The following is a 17,005-nucleotide window of genomic DNA, read 5'->3' as shown; positions in this document are numbered from 1 at the left end:
CAAGGTGTCGCGCCGTACAAGCGCGGTCAATCTAGAGGCTGGTCAATAGCTGATCTTCGGCTCCAGCCGGCGCGCCTTTTCGATGAGCTGGCCGACCGACTTCTCCGACGGCAGGATGCGAACCAGCTTCCGCCGGGTGTTCACTTCCTTGATGTTCTGCGCCAGGCGGGCGGGGTTGCGGTGCGCCAGCTCGCGCACGGTGGTCACGCCGGCCGCGCGGACGAGGCAGACCTTGGCCTTGCCCATGCCGGGAATGCGCATGTAGTCGGCGGAATTTGCCCAATCGAGCAGTTGCTGCTCGCTGATGCCGGTCGTGGCGGCAAGCGCCTTGCGCCCTTTCACGGTCCGGGCGGCTTCGAGAAATGCGTCGGTGGTGCGGATGCCCAAAGCTTTCAGCTTGGCAGCATAGAAGGCCGTCATGCCTTCGAGTTCGGTGATCGGATATGTCATGATGCTCGGCGCGCGCGAAGGTGCTTCAGGTGATCTGGCCCAGGCGGTTGGGCTTTGGGCAACCGGCTCAGGCCGGGTGTGCCTGTCGCGATCGTGCCAACTGATCCGCTTCGGTTTGGTCGCGGCCGAATTTGAAAAGTTCACCGGCGGATCGCTGCTGCTCCCGTCGTTGCCGACCATTGTCGCTGAGGAGGTCGGGCTCGGTGCCGATGATTTCAGCCACGACTCTACCGATGCCGGCCGTTCTGGCCAGCGGCTCAATCAACTCGTTCATGTGAACCCCGTATCATCCGGTCCCCCAAGACCGAACGTCCTCTCGCTGAATTCATCTTGATCGGACGATCCGTGAATTACAAGCGAGGAGCCCGTCCGGTGCGCGAATCGATTCGCGATCGACGAGGAACTGTTGCAGCGATGCAAGACCAGATGTTGAATCCACGGCTCAAACCTGCGTATCCCGCAGCACCAATGTTAAGAAGAGTGCGTGTCGTGCGAAGAGGTAAGGCAGCCTGACCCTAGTTCCCATTCGCGAAACTCAACTATGTTACTGCACGAGATGCTCCGCTCCACGTGCGATGCGAAACAATCACTCTCGAAAGATGGATCATCATGGCACCATCCGGAAAATCCCTGGCTGATACCGACGACAAGATCTTCGTGGGAGCCGGTGAGCAGCCGGCCTGGTTGACGCTTGCGCTCGCCAATCGCCACGGCCTGGTCACCGGCGCAACCGGCACCGGCAAGACCGTCTCGCTACAGGTGATGGCCGAAGGTTTTGCTCGTGCAGGTGTTCCGGTCTTCGCCTCCGACATCAAGGGTGACCTTTCGGGCATCTCGCAAACCGGCGAAGCGAAGGACTTCATCATCAAGCGCGCGACAGAACTCGGGCTCACCTATCAGCCCGATCAGTTCTCGACGGTATTTTGGGATGTGTTCGGCGAGCAGGGCCATCCGGTGCGCGCCACCGTCACCGAGATGGGTCCGCTGCTACTCGCGCGGATGCTCGATCTCAACGACGTTCAGGAGGGCGTGCTCAACGTGGCGTTCCGCGTCGCCGATGAGAACGGCCTCGCGCTGATCGACATGAAGGATCTGCGCGCGCTGCTCGACGCGATCATTCCGGAAGCCGGCAAGAAGGGCGCTGACGCGGAGGCGGATCCGCTGGTGCCGATCCGCAAGGCGGCGCAGTCGTTCGGCAACGTCACCCGCGCTACCGTCGGCACGATCCAGCGGCAGTTGCTCGTGCTCGAGAACCAGGGCGGCACGAAGTTCTTCGGCGAGCCGGCGCTGATGCTCACCGACTTCATGAAGACCGACCGCGACGGCCGCGGCATGATCAACATCCTCGTTGCCGACAGGCTGCTGGAGAGCCCGCGACTCTACGCGACGTTCCTGCTGTGGATGCTGTCCGAGCTGTTCGAGGAGCTGCCGGAGGTCGGCGATCTCGCCAAGCCCAAGCTGGTCTTCTTCTTCGACGAGGCGCACCTCTTGTTCAACGATGCGCCGAAGGCGCTGATGGACAAGATCGAGCAGGTGGTGCGGCTGATCCGGTCGAAGGGTGTCGGCGTCTATTTCGTCACGCAGAATCCGCTCGATGTTCCGGACCGGGTGCTCGGGCAATTGGGCAATCGCGTGCAGCACGCGCTGCGCGCCTTCACGCCGCGCGATCAGAAGGCGGTGGCCGCCGCCGCCGACACCTTCCGCCCCAATCCCAAGCTGGACACCGCCAAGGTGATCACCGAGCTCGGCAAGGGCGAGGCGCTGGTTTCGTTCCTGGAGGGCAACGGCACGCCGGCGATGGTGGAGCGCGTCCTGATCCGGCCGCCGTCGGCGCGGATCGGGTCGGTGACGCCGGAGGAGCGCAAGGCGGTCATCGCTGCGAGCCCGGTCAAGGGCAAATACGACACCGCGATCGACGCCGAGTCCGCCTATGAGCTGCTGCAGAAGCGGATCAGCGGAACCGCCGTGACGACGGAAGCCTCGTCCGGCAGCGTGCTCGGCAAGATCGGCGACATCGCCGCGACGATCTTCGGCACCAACGTCAAGCGCGGCCAGCTCTCGACGACACAGGTGATTGCGCGCAACGTCGCCCGCTCGGTCTCCGACAAGGTGGTGGGCGGGATTGCGGCCGATCTCGGCAAGCAGGTCGGCGGCTCCTTGGGCAGTTCGATCGGCCGCTCTTTGGTGCGCGGCGCGCTTGGGGGATTGCTGCGGCGATGATCCAGGCAGCTCTCCTTCGGCGCGATGCTCTCGCCGCGGGAGGCTGGCCCGGACCGCGCAACGGAGCTACAAGCGGGCCGATCGTCGTCAATTGCTTAAGGGATCTCGTGGCCATGGCCAATGCGCAGCTTCAATCCGTTCTCGACCACATCGATGCTGATTTCGACAACAGCCTGGAACGGCTGTTTGCGCTGATCCGCATCAAGTCGATCTCGGCCGATCCGGCCTTCGCTGAGGATTGCAAGGTGGCGGCCGACCACCTCGCCAAGGATCTTGCGACGCTCGGCTTTGCGACCGAGGTGCGGCCGACCGCCGGCCATCCCGCCGTGGTCGGCAAGAGCAACGGCCATGGCGCCGCCAGGCCGCATGTCCTGTTCTACGGTCATTACGACGTGCAGCCGGTCGATCCGCTCGAATTGTGGCACCGGCCGCCGTTCGAGCCTGTCGTCGCCGATCACGCCGACGGCCGCAAGATCATCGTCGCGCGCGGCGCCGAGGACGACAAGGGCCAACTGATGACCTTCGTCGAGGCCTGCCGCGCCTGGAAGAAGGTGACGGGCGCGCTACCGCTCGACGTCACCGTGGTGATCGAAGGCGAGGAGGAGGTCGGCTCCAAGAACTTCGTGCCGTTCCTCGAAGCCAACAAGCACGAGTTCAAGGCCGATTTCGCGCTGGTCTGCGACACCGGCATGTGGGACCCGAACACGCCGGCGATCACGACCTCGTTGCGTGGCCTGCTCTATGAAGAGGTGAAGATCAAGGCCGCCAACCGCGACCTGCATTCGGGCGTGTTCGGCGGCGGCGCGCGCAATCCGATCCGGGTGCTGACGGAAATCCTCGGCGGCCTGTTCGACGCCGACGGCCGCATCACCATTCCCGGCTTCTATGACGGCGTGAAGGACGTTCCGCCGGAGGTGCTGGAGCAGTGGAAGAAGCTGAACCTCACTCCCGAAAGCTTCCTCAAGCCGATCGGATTGTCGATCCCCGCAGGCGAGAAGGATCGTCTGCTGATCGAGCAGATCTCGTCGCGGCCGACCTGTGACATCAACGGCATCTGGGGCGGCTATATCGGTGAGGGCTCGAAGACCGTGATCCCGTCGCTGGCCCATGCGAAGGTCTCGTTCCGGCTCGTCGAGGGCCAGGACCCGCTGAAGATACGCAAGGCGTTCCGCGACTACGTGTCGGCGCGCATCCCCGGCGACTGCTCGGTCGAGTTCGGCGATCATTCCGCAGGTGCCGCGATCGCGCTCGACTGGACCATGAAGCCACTGGCGGCTGCCAGGCAGGCGCTGACCGAGGAGTGGGGCAAGGAGACCATCCTGATGGGCTCGGGCGCCTCGATCCCGATCGTGACCGACTTCAAGAAGACGCTCGGTCTCGATTCACTGCTGGTCGGCTTCGGTCTCGACGACGACAACATCCATTCGCCGAATGAGAAGTACGACCTCAAGAGCTACCACAAGGGCATCCGCTCCTGGGCCCGCATCCTCGCTGCGCTCGCGGAGATGCCGCGGTAGATCCGCTGGCCCTCGCATGTGTCCGTAGCCCGCATGAGCGAATCGACATGCGGGGGCAACGCGGCAGCGCGTGAGATCCCGGATGTCGCTTCGCTCATCCGGGCTACGACTGCTACGGCGCTGATTGTTTGCACGAGGCTGAACTCACGCTGCGCTGGCGACCGACTTCGCAGCGAGATCGCCGCCGGCGATTTTGCGCAGCGCTGCGAGGTTGGCTTCGGCCGAGGCCAACCGCCAGCAGGATTTCCCGCTCGATTTCGCTTCATACAACGCGGCGTCCGCCGCGAACAGCAGGGCTTCCGGATCGGTGCCGTGCTCGGGCGCGACGGCGATGCCGATACTGATGCCGATCTGGACATGCGCACCACCCGGCATGACCATCGGGGCGGCCATCACCTCGATGATCCGCTCGCCGAGCGCCAGTGCGTGGTCGATCGCCGGATCGCCGGCGAGCACCACGAATTCGTCGCCGCCGATCCGGGCGATGACGTCGTCCGGAGAGGCGGTCCGCCGCAGCGTATTGGCGACGATCTTCAGCAGCTCGTCGCCTGCGGCGTGACCGAAGGTGTCGTTGACCGGCTTGAAGCCATCGAGATCGAGATACAGGACGGCGAAGCTCCGGTCGCCGCCGGCCTTGTCCGTGAGTCTGCTCTGCAGCGCGTCGATCAGGCCGGCGCGGTTGGACAGGCCCGTGAGCGGATCGCGCCGCGCCCGCTCGTCGCTCTCGCGTTTGGACTGCATGACCGCCACCAGCATCTTGTTGAGCCGGAACGCCGCGCCGGTCATCGCGAGGAAGTAGACCGGCATCTGCAGATACATCGCGAACAACAGCGGCTCATGCGACGTCGCGACGCCCGGGATGACCGGGCCGATGCTGAACAGGATCATGGTGCCGACGAGGCGCGGCGCGCTGAAATTGCGAAAGCAGATGCCGCCCACCATGGCGGCCGACGAGATGCAGGTGAGTGACGCGGCGACCCAGTCGCCGGAGGCGAGGCTGATGCCGACGCCGAAGCCGACGCTGGCGCTCCATGCCACCGACAGCAGGATGTGGATGTCGGTCGGCGTCGTTAGCCGCTCGCGCGCGCGGCGGTAGGCAATGATCATCACGATCAGTCGCGACAGGCAGATTACGACTTCCATCACGAACCATGTGATGAAGAGGGCGGTCGGCGTGCGCAGCGCAAGCGCCGCGGCGACCGCCACGGTGTTGATGGCGCCGCCGGCGAAAACCGACCAGCAGCCGTACAGCTCACCCGTCAATGCGAGTCGGATATCTGATGACACCGGATATCCCGGGTCGGCCAGCCAGCGCGTCACGCGCCAGCGTGGCAAACTGAACGCCAAACCATCACCCCGCATTTCAATACCTCCGCGGGGTTGCAATAAGCGCGATGGCACTTAACAGGCGTTTAGAGAGGTATCGGCGTCTCGCTGCATGCTTGATGCACGGTAAAAATTTACTCCACGTGGTATGCGCAGCTAACAGCGAACAGAAGTTGAATTCTCAGCCCGAGGTTCTCGCGCGCGCACGTTCTTCGGTGACTGGCGCGACCTCCACCGTCGCGTTGCCGAGCGCGCGGTCGCGCTCGAACACGAGACGGACGCGCTGCCCGACCGGTGTGAGGCCGATCAGGTTGCGAACCTGCGTGGCGCTGCGCACCGGCATGTCGTTCGCCTTCACGATGATGTCACCCTTGCGCAGTCCCGCGCGTTCGGCCGGCGAGCCCACGGTGACGTCGGCGACGCGCGCACCCTGAATCCGGCCATCGGCCGGCGCATCCAGGTCGAGCAGGGTCACGCCGATACGCCCGCGGTCGACGCGGCCGTTGGCGACCAGTTGCTCCATCACCCGCCGCGCCATGTTGATGGGCACGGCGAAACCGATGCCGACATTGCCGCCGCCGGGCGAGATGATCGCGGTGTTGATGCCGACCAGCTCGCCGCGCAGATTGATCAGCGCGCCGCCGGAATTTCCGGGATTGATCGCCGCGTCGGTCTGGATGAAGTCCTCGTAGCCCTGCTTGCCGAGGCCGGTTCGCCCGAGCGCGCTCACGAGACCCGAGGTGACGGTCTGGCCAAGGCCGAACGGGTTGCCGACGGCGATCACGAAGTCGCCGACCTCGAGCGCATCACTGTCGCCAAGCGAGATGGTCTTGAGGTCGATGGGGTCCCTGATCTGCAGCAGCGCGATATCGGTGGCGGGATCGCGCCCGATCAGGCGGGCGGCGAATTTGCGGCCATCCTTGGTGCGGATCTGCGCTGTCGTGACGTGCTCGACGACGTGATTGGCGGTCATGACGTAGCCGCGCTGCGCATCGACGATGACGCCCGAGCCGGTGGCGCTGATCTGCTTCTCGACCTGCTTGGGGACATCGAAGAACTCGCGGAAGAGCGGGTCCTGGTAGAGTGGGTTGTCCTGGCGGACCTTGCCTTCGACCGAGATGTTGACGACGGCCGGCGTCACCTCCTTCACCAGCGGCGCGAGCGTCGGCACCCGGCCGAGCTTGAGATCGGGAATTTGGGCCAGGGCGGGCCCGGTCATCAGGCAAAACAGGATGGCAGGCGCCAGGACGGCCCGGAGAGAAGGCGGAAGCTGCATCGTGATCCCCAACAAGCGCGATCAGGTTCTTTTGGCGACGACAGAGCTGGGAAAGCAGCCGGCCCGGTTCAAGAGCCGCGCTGGCAATCGTTCCCCGAGAGTGCCAAAAAATTTGCGTGACCCTCTTGAACGAAAAGTTCGGCTTTCCTAGGTCGTTGCTCGCCCGGGGGCCGGATGGACCCGAGGCTTATGACATCGCTGATCTGTAAAGGAGGATGTGCATGCATTTCCGTCCATTGCACGACCGCGTGCTCGTGCGCCGCATCGAGGCCGAGGAGAAGACCAAGGGCGGCATCATCATTCCCGACACCGCCAAGGAGAAGCCGCAGGAGGGCGAGATCGTCGCCGCGGGTCCAGGTGCGCGGAATGAGCAGGGGCAGCAGGTCGCCCTCGACGTCAAGCCCGGCGACCGGGTGCTGTTCGGCAAGTGGTCGGGCACCGAGGTCAAGATCGACGGCAAGGATCTCCTGATCATGAAGGAGAGCGATCTGCTCGGCGTCATCGAAGCTCCCGTGGCGGCGAAGAAGGCCGCCTGATTCCCTCAACTGACAGTCATCGAGAGAAAGGAGACGACGAACATGGCTGCCAAGGACGTGAAGTTTTCGACCGACGCGCGCGACCACATGCTGCGCGGCGTCGACATCCTCGCCAATGCCGTGAAGGTCACGCTCGGTCCCAAGGGCCGCAACGTCGTGATCGAGAAATCGTTCGGCGCGCCGCGCATTACCAAGGACGGCGTGACGGTCGCCAAGGAGATCGAGCTCGAGGACAAGTTCGAGAACATGGGCGCGCAGATGGTGCGCGAGGTGGCCTCGAAAACCGCCGATCTCGCCGGCGACGGCACCACCACCGCAACCGTGCTCGCGCAGGCCATCGTCAAGGAAGGCGCCAAGTCGGTGGCTGCCGGCATGAACCCGATGGACCTCAAGCGCGGCATCGACCTCGCGGTCGACGCGATCGTGGCAGATCTCAAGTCGCACGCCAAGAAGATCACCAGCAATGACGAGATCGCGCAGGTCGGCACCATCTCGGCCAATGGCGACAACGAAATCGGCCGCTTCCTCGCCGAGGCCATGCAGAAGGTCGGAAATGAAGGCGTGATCACGGTCGAGGAGGCCAAGAGCCTCGACACCGAGCTCGAAGTGGTCGAGGGCATGCAGTTCGACCGCGGCTACGTCTCGCCGTACTTCGTCACCAATTCCGAGAAGATGCGGGTCGAGCTCGAGGATCCCTACATCCTGATCCATGAGAAGAAGCTGTCGGGCCTGCAGACCATGCTGCCGCTGCTCGAGGCCGTGGTGCAGTCCGGCAAGCCGCTGCTGATCGTCGCCGAGGACGTCGAGGGCGAGGCGCTGGCGACGCTTGTCGTCAACAAGCTGCGCGGCGGCCTGAAGATCGCAGCTGTCAAGGCGCCCGGCTTCGGCGATCGCCGCAAGGCCATGCTGGAGGACATCGCGATCCTCACCGGCGGCACCACCATCTCCGAGGATCTCGGCATCAAGCTGGAGAACGTGACGCTGTCGATGCTCGGCCGCGCCAAGAAGGTCGTGATCGACAAGGAGAACACCACCATCGTAGATGGTGCCGGCGCCAAGAAGGACATCGAGGCGCGCGCGCAGCAGATCAAGCTGCAGATCGAGGAGACCACCTCCGACTACGACCGCGAGAAGCTGCAGGAGCGGCTCGCCAAGCTCGCCGGCGGCGTCGCGGTCATCCGGGTCGGCGGCGCCACCGAGGTTGAGGTCAAGGAGCGCAAGGACCGCGTCGACGATGCGCTGCACGCGACCCGCGCTGCGGTGGAGGAGGGCATCCTGCCCGGCGGCGGCGTGGCGTTGCTGCGCGCCACCAAGGTGCTCGACGGCGTCAAGACTGTTAACGCCGACCAGAAGGCCGGCGTCGACATCGTCCGGCGCGCCATCCAGGTGCCGGTGCGGCAGATCGTGCAGAACGCCGGCGAGGACGGCTCGCTGGTGGTCGGCAAGCTCCTGGAGAAGGATGCCTATGGCTGGGGCTTCAACGCCGCGACCGGCGAGTACCAGGATCTGGTGCAGGCCGGCGTGATCGACCCCGCCAAGGTGGTCCGTACCGCGCTGCAGGATGCGGCCTCGGTCGCCTCGCTGCTGATCACCACCGAGGCGCTGGTGGCCGACAAGCCGAAGAAGCCGGAGGCCGCCGCGGCTGCGCCGTCGATGGACTTCTGATCAGACGAAGCCGGGGCTGGCCGCAACCAGCCCCGGCTGCCTGAAGGAAATATCTACAAACAACTGATCGCTGCCCTGTGCGGTCGTGGATCGGCCACAACGCGCAGCTATCAATCAGGTTGACGACCGCAATCGGTCCAGAACCGGCCACAATTGCCATGCGGCTGGACTGTGAATGGATCGACGGTTCACGGGAGGTGTGGTTGAGCGCTGTCGCGCCGCCCGGTCTCATCAGCAGCGCAGCGCGAGCTCGCAGGCCCGATCATGCCAGCCTGGCAATACGATCATCCGCCGCCCAACCCGACCTCCGTCATGAGCATGGGTGATCCCCGTCGCTTGACGCGGTTTTTGATCGAGAGCGAGCAACGCGTGGTGGCGCACTGCCAGGCCGTGTTGTCGCGTGGCGACATCGATCAGCGCGAGCGCGACCGGCTGGTCAGCGTGCTCCGGGAGGCGACGATGCGGCTGCAACGGCTGTCCGCCGTGGCCGCCTGATGGGTGTTGCGCTGCGATAGAGGCTGCGACAAAAAATTCGATTTTCCCTCTTGAAACGGATGTCGGCTGTTCTAAGTCGTCTGCTGCCGCTTCGGCGGCGCCGGGTGCCGTAAGGGCCCGGTCGATATCTGGGCGCTGACCGGTCGTCTGGTACTCAGAAGTTTCTGGGACTTTGAAGTCTGCATCGGCTCGGCGCTCCTTCGTATCCATCTTGCTCTTAGGAGGACTTGGCTATGAGGACCTACGACTTCTCTCCGCTGTGGCGTTCGACCATCGGCTTCGACCGTCTGTTCGACCTGCTCGACGAGACCCAGCGCGCGGTCGAGGACAACTATCCCCCGTACAACATCGAGCGGCTCGGCGACGACCGCTACCAGATTTCGCTGGCGCTGGCAGGCTTCGCCCCGGACGAGCTGTCCATCACCGCCGAGCACAACGTGCTCACGGTGGAAGGGCGCAAGGCCGACAAGGAGACCCGCGAATATCTCTATCAGGGCATCTCGTCGCGTCCCTTCAAGCGGCAGTTCAATCTCGCCGACTACGTGCAGGTGACGAACGCGGCGTTCGACAACGGCCTGCTGCGGATCGAGCTGGTACGCGAGATCCCCGAGGCGATGAAGCCCCGCCGCATTGCCATCGGCACGGCATCGGTCGAGCAGATCGCGCAGCAGAAGGCGGCTTGACGCCTTGTTCGAGCTGCGGCGCGGGCGGAATGTCGCCCGCGCCCTTGCAGCAACTGTCTCTTGTGAAAGGAGTGGAAGAGGAGAGACGCCATGAGCGAGCACCGTTTTTCGATCACCGCCGGCAGTGCCGGATTCCATCCGGTCTCACACTACGAGTCGCCGGCAGACCTGCTGAATGACCGCAAGCTGTCGCTGGCCGAGAAGCGGCTGATCCTGTCGTCCTGGGCGTCGGACATGTATGCCGTCGAGTCGCAGCCCGGCCTGCGCAAGATTCCCGGCATCGCCAGGCCGCTGCATCTGGCCGACGTGCTCGGCGCGCTGCGTCAGCTCGACCGCGAAGATCAGCCACCGCGCCCGCGCGGCGGGGCCGCCATGCGCATCGTTCCGCCCGTCGACGTCGAAGCGGATGGCTCGGCAACGGACGTTGCGTCCGGATCAGACGTCCGGATGCTGCCGGCCGCCCGCGTGCGGTTCTCCCGCGAAGCCAATGTGCGGCGCTATCGCAAGCTGTTGGCCACCCGGCTTGCCGACCATGAGCGCCGCTTTGTCGAGCGTCGGCTGGCCGAGGAGCTGCAGCAGTTGCATCCCCTGCCGGAGCGGCGCGGCTTCGCCCGCGCCGGACGCTGCTGATCCCGATCGACCGGCGCGGATGAGAACAGCCCGCGCATAACGAAAACGCCGCCCGGAATTGGGCGGCGTTTCATTCCAGACAGCGTAGAGGGTGATGGCGGAAATGTAGCACCCTCGGTCGGCGCTGTCCATGACAGCCGACGGCACCTCATTTCGGAACCGCGTGCTCCTCAATCTCACGCGTCGTCCCGTCGCCGTCATGGTAGCCCTTGCTGCCGATCACCTGCGCCAGCGGACTGGCGATGTTGCCGCCGCTTGCGATCCGGGCCAGTACGGCGCGGAAATCATGACGCGGCCGCCAGCCGAGCTCATGGCGGGCCTTGTCGTTGACATAGACGCGGTCGAGGCCCTCGAACATGGTCCAGCCGTGCCGGGCATAGATCGCGGCGTGCTCCGGGATGATGCGGCGGAGCACGTCCGGTGCGCGGCTGCGCAACTCGGCGGCATCGGCGGGCGTGAACGGCGTCGTCGCGCTGATGATGTACTCTGCAAATCCCGCGGGCATGCGCGCCAGCGCACAAAGATGCGCCTCGACCACGTCCTCGATGTCGACCCGGCGCGCCAGGAACTCGTTCAGCTTGATATTGGCGTCGGCGCGCCGCGCACGCGTTGCCGGATCGTCGTCCTGCTCGGGGAAGAAGCGCGAGACGCGCAGGACGGTGACGGGCAGGCCGTCATTGCGCGCGAACAGCTGACAGAGGTCCTCGGCGGCGGCCTTGGTGACGCCGTAGATGTTCTTCGGCACCGGCGTGACCTGCTCGGTGATCCAGGCGGCCGGCTGCCCCGGCGGCGGCACCAGCGCGTCGCCGAAGACGCTCGTCGTGCTGGTGTAGACGAAGCCTTCGACCTTCGCAGCTGCCGCCTCTTCGAGCAGGTTCAGCGTGCCCGTGACATTGACATCGATGAAGTCCTGCCGGCTGTGGGTTGCCACATGCGGCTTGTGCAGGGTCGCGGCATGCAGCACCGCCGTCATGCCCGCCATGGCGGCGCGGACGAAGCCGCGGTCGGTGATCGAGCCCACGCGCTGCGTGAAAGCGCCGGGACGGCAATCGACGCCGAGCGCGGCGCGGCCCTGCGCCCGCAAGGTCCGCATCAGCGCTTCGCCAAGATGGCCGGAGCTGCCCGTCACCAGGATCGTCATGCGGCCCGTCCTGCGACCGTCAGGCCCGGTCGTCAGGTCCGGTAGCCGGGGTTGACCCGGTCGAGCCGGCGCAGCAGCGGCGGCCAGACCAGCTGATTGGAGCGCAGCTCGACGCGATCCTCATTGTCGAACAGCTTCGCGTTCTTGTCGATGACCTCGTCGCGCACCGGATAGGCCGAGGGTCCCAGCGTGCGCGTGCGCACCTGGATCGAGCAGGCGCGCTCCAGGTGATACATCCGCTCGAAGGCGGAGGCGACCGAGCGGCCGACCGTCAGCGTGCCGTGATTGCGCAGCAGCATGTGGTTCTTGCTGCCGAGGTCGCGCTGCAGCCGCGGCCGCTCGTCATGGTCCAGCGCCACGCCCTCGTAGTCGTGATAGGCGAGGTCGTGGGTCACGTATTGCGCGATCTGGTTCAGCGGCAGCAGGCCGTCGGCGCAGCTCGACACCGCGACGCCGTCGAGCGTGTGCAGATGGATCACGCAGCCGGCATCCTCGCGGACCTCATGGATCGCGGAATGGATGGTGAAGCCGGCGGGATTGATGCTGTACTCGCTCTCGGACAACTGATTGCCATAGAGGTCGACCTTGATCAGGCTGGAGGCGGTGATCTCCTCGAACAGCAGGCCGTAGGGGTTGATCAGGAAGTGATGCTCGGGGCCGGGCACGCGGGCCGAGATATGAGTGTCCACTAGGTCGTCCCAGCCGAACAGCGCCACCAGGCGGTAGGCGGCGGCGAGATTGACCCGCTGCGACCATTCGGCCTCGGTCATGTTCGACGGCACTTCCTTGAGGCGCGCTTCGGCTGGCGACATGGCATTCTCCGATTTCCAGGGTTGACCGGAGCCTAGGCGGCACGCCGCCGCGCGACAAGGCGCGGGGCAGGGGGAGCAGTCATGTCGTTTGGCTGAGCAGGCCGCTCAGGGCGCCGGGATCGACAGCAGGCTGGAGATGCTGCGGCCGCGGATGTCGTAGACCCGGGCGAACACGACGTCGTCGCGCTTGATCTCGACCATGACAGGGGCAGTCAGTCCCTTGCAGTAGAACTCGCCGAGCGTCATGGCGAAGTCGGCCGCATGGCTGTCCCAGCCGATCGTGAAATCGGGGCCGAGCGCGACCTGGGCGGGACGCTGCGGGCCGCACACCGCGACCTTCCATTTGTGCCCGATCGGCGGCACCTCCTGGCGCTCGTCGAGCTGCTCCTTCAGCCCGTCGGAGGCCTGCTTCAACGCCAGCCCCCAATAGTCGAGCATGAAGCGGGTGTCGGCCTCGCGCACGGTGCCGGCGATGAAGTTGAAGTGGGTGTACTGATAGGGATGCAGCCGGATCATCTCGGCCAGCGGCAGCAGCAGGCCGAAGCAGAACGCGGCGATCGCCACCGGCTGCCAGCTGCGGCGCTCGTCGGCGTTGAGCCACGACAGCAGCCAGGAGAAGGCGATGCCGCCGAGCAGCGCCATCGGCGGGATCACGAACACGAAGTGGCGGATGCCGTTGTAGAGCGCCGGGCGTTTGACGATCGCGATCAGGATCGGCAGCGTCGCCGCCAGCGTCAGCATCAACAGGATGCTCTTCTGGCGTGCCGGCACGTCGGGCCGCGACAGCGACATGATGGAGGCCACGACGCCGGCGACGAACAGCGCAATCATCAATTCCGGCAGTTGCAGCGCGAACAGCGTCGGCAGGTACGACCAAGGCATGTCCGGCACCGAGACCAGCGCACCGTCGAACATCTCCTTCCACGGCTTCTCGAAGAAGTGCGAGAAGTAGGTCAGGGCCCGGAACGGGTTGGCCGGCTCGATGATCGACCAGGGCCAGATCAGCCCCATGATCAGGTAGCCCAGGATCAGGCCGGGGATCAGCACATAGAGCACGTGGGCGAAGCGGCGGATCGCCTCGCGCGGCCCTTGCGTGCGGTATTCCTCCATGAACAGCGGCATGAAGCCGACCATCGCATAGACGACAGCCATGCCGCCCAGGATGCGCGAGCCGATCGCAAAGCCGGCCCCCAGGCCCAGGATCAGGATGGTGCGCGGCGAGGGGTAGGGATACTCATCGGCGAGGCGGACCAGGCCCATCAGCAGCACCACCATCGCCACCGCGAAGGGCGCATCCTTCGGGTTCATGAACATGTGGCCGTAGAAGATCGGGCAGAGCGCCAGCAGCAGCAGGGCGGCAAGGCCGGCCACCGGGCCGCCGATGCGGCGCGCCAGGCGCCAGGTCACGGCAAGGCCGATCAGCCCGACGATGGCGCCGACCAGCCGGCGGGTCTCGAACAGCTCCAGCGGCAGGATCTTGTGCAGCAGGGCTGCAACCATGTCGAAGCCGCCGCCGTACATATAAAGGTTGGCGAACGACAGCGCCGCCTGATCCCTGAAACCGGAACCGTACATGCGCAGCAACAGATCGGCATATTCGGCATGGGTGTAATCATCCCAGCCGAGGCCGTAATCCCGGAATGTGAGCCCGGCCACCACCGCGACTGCGGCAAGCACGAACATGGCAAGATCGTCATACGTCCTCTCAAGGGACCGCCGCGTCGGCGTCTCGAGGACCGAAGTGGTTATCGTTGTCATGGCTGAGTGTGACCCGGCGTCCCCTGGCGACCCCGCTTCCGCGTTTCAGGCCTGTATTCCCCGCCTCCGTATAGCGCGTCCCGGCTTCCGAGGTGTCGGAATTATGGGAAGGCATGCTTCTCGCAGCGCAGCGGGGACCCGAATTTCGGCTGCTGAGCGCCATATTGGCACAGTCAAATGAACGCCCGCTGAACCACAGGGGCCGGAAGAACCCGGGAGGAACCTCAATGAATGCCGAGGGTTGGCCGATGTATATTGTGGCGGCATCATGACGATGGCTGCACGGCGGACGAGAACTTCAGCAGGATTGGCCGAACTTCCGCTGCAAATTGTCGCGGATTTGGACTAGAAACCGGATTCAAGGACGCGGGCAACCGCAGCTTATCTAATGTGATTTCGGTCGGGACACCGTCCGGAACCGGCGCATTAGGGGATGAGTTCGATGATGAGTGCAATGTTGGCCGCCGGGGCCCTCGCCGTGTTGGCCGGGCTCGGGGCGATCGCCTGGGGAATTCCAGTCAAGGAGTTCAGCGTCGGTAACACGCTGATCCTGTCGGGGACCCTTGGCGTCTGCAGCGGGCTGATCCTGTTCGGACTGTCGGCCGTCCTGAGCGAACTCAAGGTGATCTCGAGCCGGCTACGGTCGCGTCCGGGCGCTGAGTCCGAACCCAGGCCTCTTCAGCTCCCGCTCGCCGCCGGCAAGACCGACTTCGAGACCGCCCCGGTGCCGCCGACGGAGGACGTCTGGCGCGAGGGCGGCTCGCCACGTCCCCGTCCCCGCATGCCGGACCTGTCGTCTCCCTTGTCCTCGGGGGTGTCGTCATCGCCACTGTCCTCGTCTCCCTTGTCGGCCTCGCTGCGCGAGTCGAAGCCGGCCTCGGATGAGCCGCCGGCCGAACCCGCCGAGCGGCCTAAGCGCAACCTGCTGTTTGCGTCTTCGTCGCGCCGCGAACGGGAGCGCGCCGAGAAGCGCGGCGCCGAGCCGCTGCCGACGGATTTCCGGTCTCCGCCCCTCAGCGACCCGCCGCCCGTGCCGCTGGACGAGCCCGCCGCAACCGAATCGGATTCGTCGTTCGACAATGGCTGGTCGCGACCGGAGCGGACGCGGACGCCGGAGCCTCCGCGCCCGCCATTCCCGCGGCGACTGGCGCGGGCCGCACCGGCCTTCGTCGAGCCCGAGCCAACCCCGCCGCCGCCCGAGCCGAAGGACCTGGACGCGCCGGCCGTCAGCATCGTCAAGTCGGGCGTGGTGGATGGGATGGCCTATTCGCTCTATTCCGACGGGTCGATCGAGGCGCAGATGCCCGAAGGGATGATGCGCTTCGCGTCGATCGACGAACTGCGCACCCATCTCGAAGGCCGCTCCTGACGGGCCAGACCACACGGTCAGGTTGAGCGCGTCTGGAATGTGGTACACAGTACTTGGCAGGTGACAGACTTCTCAAGAAGAAGTCCTCACTATCTTGTCATTTTGCCAGTCAATTGCCCATATTGCTTGTAGAATCGCGAGACAACGCTGTCACTCGGCGCGAGTGATACTTGCGATCGAGGGATACTTTGCGATCGACGGTCACAGGGCGGAGCGGGATGAGGGTTCGATGACCGAAGCGGCCGGCAAGAGCTTTATCGATCTGACGGCCGACATCGTGTCGGCCTATCTCAGCAACAACCCGACCCCGGCGGCGGAGATTCCCTCGCTGATCAGCCAGGTGCATGCCGCGTTGACACGGGTCGCGGCGGGACGAAGCGAGCCCGCGCCCGAGCCGGCGCGGCCGGCGGTGCCGGTCAAGAAATCGATCCACCCGGACTATCTGGTCTGTCTCGAGGACGGCAAGCGCTTCAAGTCCCTGCGGCGGCATCTGCGCACGCAGTACAACATGACGCCGGAACAATACCGCGACAAATGGAACCTGCCGCCGGACTACCCGATGGTGGCGCCGAACTACGCGGTCACCCGGTCGCAGCTCGCCAAGAAGATGGGCCTGGGCCAGCAGCGGCCCGAGCGGGAGAAGTAGCCGAACCGATCAGGACGCCGTGGCGAGCGCTTCGCGGGCGTCGGCACGGATGCGCTCGACCATCGAGCGCAGGCCATTGGAGCGCTGTGGCGTCAGGTGCTCGCGGAACCCGAGCTCGTCGAACACGGCGGGCGCATCGATGGTCATGATCTCCTGCGGCGTCCGCCCAGAATACAGCGTGAGCAGAATTGCGATCAGACCGCGAACGATATGGGCGTCGCTGTCGCCGAGATAGTTCAGCACCGGCACGGCGCTGCTGCGATCGACGTGCTTCGACAGCCAGACCTGGCTGGCGCAGCCCTGCACCTTGTTCGCGGCGGAGTGCTCGTCCTCCGGCATCGGCGCCAAGGTGCGGCCGAGCTCGATCACGTAGCGGTAGCGGTCGTCCCAGTCGTCGAGCAGGGCGAAATTGTCGCGGATGTCGTCGATCGTCATGATGCTCTTCGGTCCCGATATCGGCCTTCATATAGGCGTTCGGGAC

At 65.3% G+C, this 17,005-nt stretch carries 17 protein-coding genes; 10 read left to right on the top strand and 7 right to left on the bottom strand.

All coding sequences use genetic code 11. From position 1 onward, the window contains the following. Positions 1-42: 42 nt before the first annotated feature. Positions 43-450: a DUF4332 domain-containing protein gene (locus tag QW881_RS21450; protein WP_315756502.1), complete on the bottom strand. Its 408-nt coding sequence runs from the start codon at positions 448-450 to the stop codon at positions 43-45. Between QW881_RS21450 and QW881_RS21445 the strand changes: the two genes are divergently transcribed. The 3 genes from QW881_RS21445 to QW881_RS21435 all read left to right on the top strand — a co-directional run bounded on the left by QW881_RS21445 (position 449) and on the right by QW881_RS21435 (position 4,187). Further along, positions 449-784, top strand: a complete 336-nt coding sequence (locus tag QW881_RS21445; RefSeq protein WP_315756501.1) for a hypothetical protein — start codon at positions 449-451, stop codon at positions 782-784. The genes QW881_RS21450 and QW881_RS21445 overlap by 2 nt on opposite strands. A gap of 275 nt (positions 785-1,059) precedes the next feature. Continuing rightward, complete coding sequence (locus QW881_RS21440; protein ID WP_315756500.1) at positions 1,060-2,670, top strand: helicase HerA-like domain-containing protein; 1,611 nt, start codon at positions 1,060-1,062, stop codon at positions 2,668-2,670. 113 nt (positions 2,671-2,783) lie between these two features. Continuing rightward, complete coding sequence (locus QW881_RS21435) at positions 2,784-4,187, top strand: M20/M25/M40 family metallo-hydrolase (protein WP_315756499.1); 1,404 nt, start codon at positions 2,784-2,786, stop codon at positions 4,185-4,187. Positions 4,188-4,331: 144 nt separating this feature from the next. Here QW881_RS21435 and QW881_RS21430 read toward each other — a convergent pair whose 3' ends face one another. Both QW881_RS21430 and QW881_RS21425 read right to left on the bottom strand, forming a co-directional pair. After that, positions 4,332-5,549 (bottom strand): GGDEF domain-containing protein, encoded by a 1,218-nt coding sequence (locus QW881_RS21430; RefSeq protein ID WP_315756498.1) that lies wholly within the window; start codon positions 5,547-5,549, stop codon positions 4,332-4,334. 145 nt (positions 5,550-5,694) lie between these two features. Next, the gene (locus QW881_RS21425; protein WP_316159011.1) at positions 5,695-6,789 is read right to left on the bottom strand and encodes a trypsin-like peptidase domain-containing protein; all 1,095 of its coding nucleotides are present in this window, start codon (positions 6,787-6,789) and stop codon (positions 5,695-5,697) included. Between the two features lie 221 nt (positions 6,790-7,010). Between QW881_RS21425 and groES the strand changes: the two genes are divergently transcribed. The 5 genes from groES to QW881_RS21400 all read left to right on the top strand — a co-directional run bounded on the left by groES (position 7,011) and on the right by QW881_RS21400 (position 10,798). Continuing rightward, positions 7,011-7,325 carry a co-chaperone GroES gene (gene groES, locus QW881_RS21420; RefSeq protein WP_315756496.1) on the top strand — a complete coding sequence of 105 codons (315 nt, stop codon included), beginning with the start codon at positions 7,011-7,013 and terminating at the stop codon, positions 7,323-7,325. 42 nt (positions 7,326-7,367) lie between these two features. Next, a complete protein-coding gene (gene groL / locus QW881_RS21415) occupies positions 7,368-8,990 on the top strand; it encodes a chaperonin GroEL (protein ID WP_315756495.1) in 1,623 nt (540 codons plus the stop codon). Positions 8,991-9,254: 264 nt separating this feature from the next. Next, positions 9,255-9,485 (top strand): hypothetical protein, encoded by a 231-nt coding sequence (locus QW881_RS21410; RefSeq protein WP_315716108.1) that lies wholly within the window; start codon positions 9,255-9,257, stop codon positions 9,483-9,485. Between the two features lie 233 nt (positions 9,486-9,718). Further along, positions 9,719-10,168 carry an Hsp20 family protein gene (locus QW881_RS21405; protein WP_315756494.1) on the top strand — a complete coding sequence of 150 codons (450 nt, stop codon included), beginning with the start codon at positions 9,719-9,721 and terminating at the stop codon, positions 10,166-10,168. A 90-nt stretch (positions 10,169-10,258) separates the two neighbouring features. Beyond that, positions 10,259-10,798, top strand: coding sequence for a hypothetical protein (locus QW881_RS21400; RefSeq protein WP_315756493.1), 540 nt, complete (start codon positions 10,259-10,261; stop codon positions 10,796-10,798). A 148-nt stretch (positions 10,799-10,946) separates the two neighbouring features. On the opposite strand, the gene QW881_RS21395 is transcribed toward QW881_RS21400, so the two are convergent. The 3 genes from QW881_RS21395 to QW881_RS21385 all read right to left on the bottom strand — a co-directional run bounded on the left by QW881_RS21395 (position 10,947) and on the right by QW881_RS21385 (position 14,509). After that, positions 10,947-11,939, bottom strand: coding sequence for an NAD(P)-dependent oxidoreductase (locus tag QW881_RS21395; protein ID WP_315756492.1), 993 nt, complete (start codon positions 11,937-11,939; stop codon positions 10,947-10,949). 32 nt (positions 11,940-11,971) lie between these two features. Next, positions 11,972-12,751: a class II aldolase/adducin family protein gene (locus QW881_RS21390; protein WP_315756491.1), complete on the bottom strand. Its 780-nt coding sequence runs from the start codon at positions 12,749-12,751 to the stop codon at positions 11,972-11,974. 105 nt (positions 12,752-12,856) lie between these two features. Then, positions 12,857-14,509, bottom strand: coding sequence for a glycosyltransferase family 39 protein (locus QW881_RS21385; protein WP_315756490.1), 1,653 nt, complete (start codon positions 14,507-14,509; stop codon positions 12,857-12,859). Positions 14,510-14,951: 442 nt separating this feature from the next. Here QW881_RS21385 and QW881_RS21380 point away from each other — a divergent pair, with 442 nt between their 5' ends. Further along, on the top strand, positions 14,952-15,878 hold the full coding sequence (locus QW881_RS21380; protein WP_315756489.1) for a hypothetical protein: 927 nt from the start codon (positions 14,952-14,954) through the stop codon (positions 15,876-15,878). Between the two features lie 229 nt (positions 15,879-16,107). Continuing rightward, a complete protein-coding gene (locus QW881_RS21375; RefSeq protein WP_172112134.1) occupies positions 16,108-16,524 on the top strand; it encodes a MucR family transcriptional regulator in 417 nt (138 codons plus the stop codon). Between the two features lie 9 nt (positions 16,525-16,533). On the opposite strand, the gene QW881_RS21370 is transcribed toward QW881_RS21375, so the two are convergent. Further along, a complete protein-coding gene (locus QW881_RS21370; protein WP_315739864.1) occupies positions 16,534-16,959 on the bottom strand; it encodes a SufE family protein in 426 nt (141 codons plus the stop codon). Positions 16,960-17,005 lie beyond the last annotated feature (46 nt).

This window comes from Bradyrhizobium sp. SZCCHNS3016, from assembly GCF_032484535.1.
Taxonomy (GTDB): Bacteria; Pseudomonadota; Alphaproteobacteria; order Rhizobiales; family Xanthobacteraceae; genus Bradyrhizobium.
This window is presented reverse-complemented; position numbering and strand designations above follow the sequence as displayed.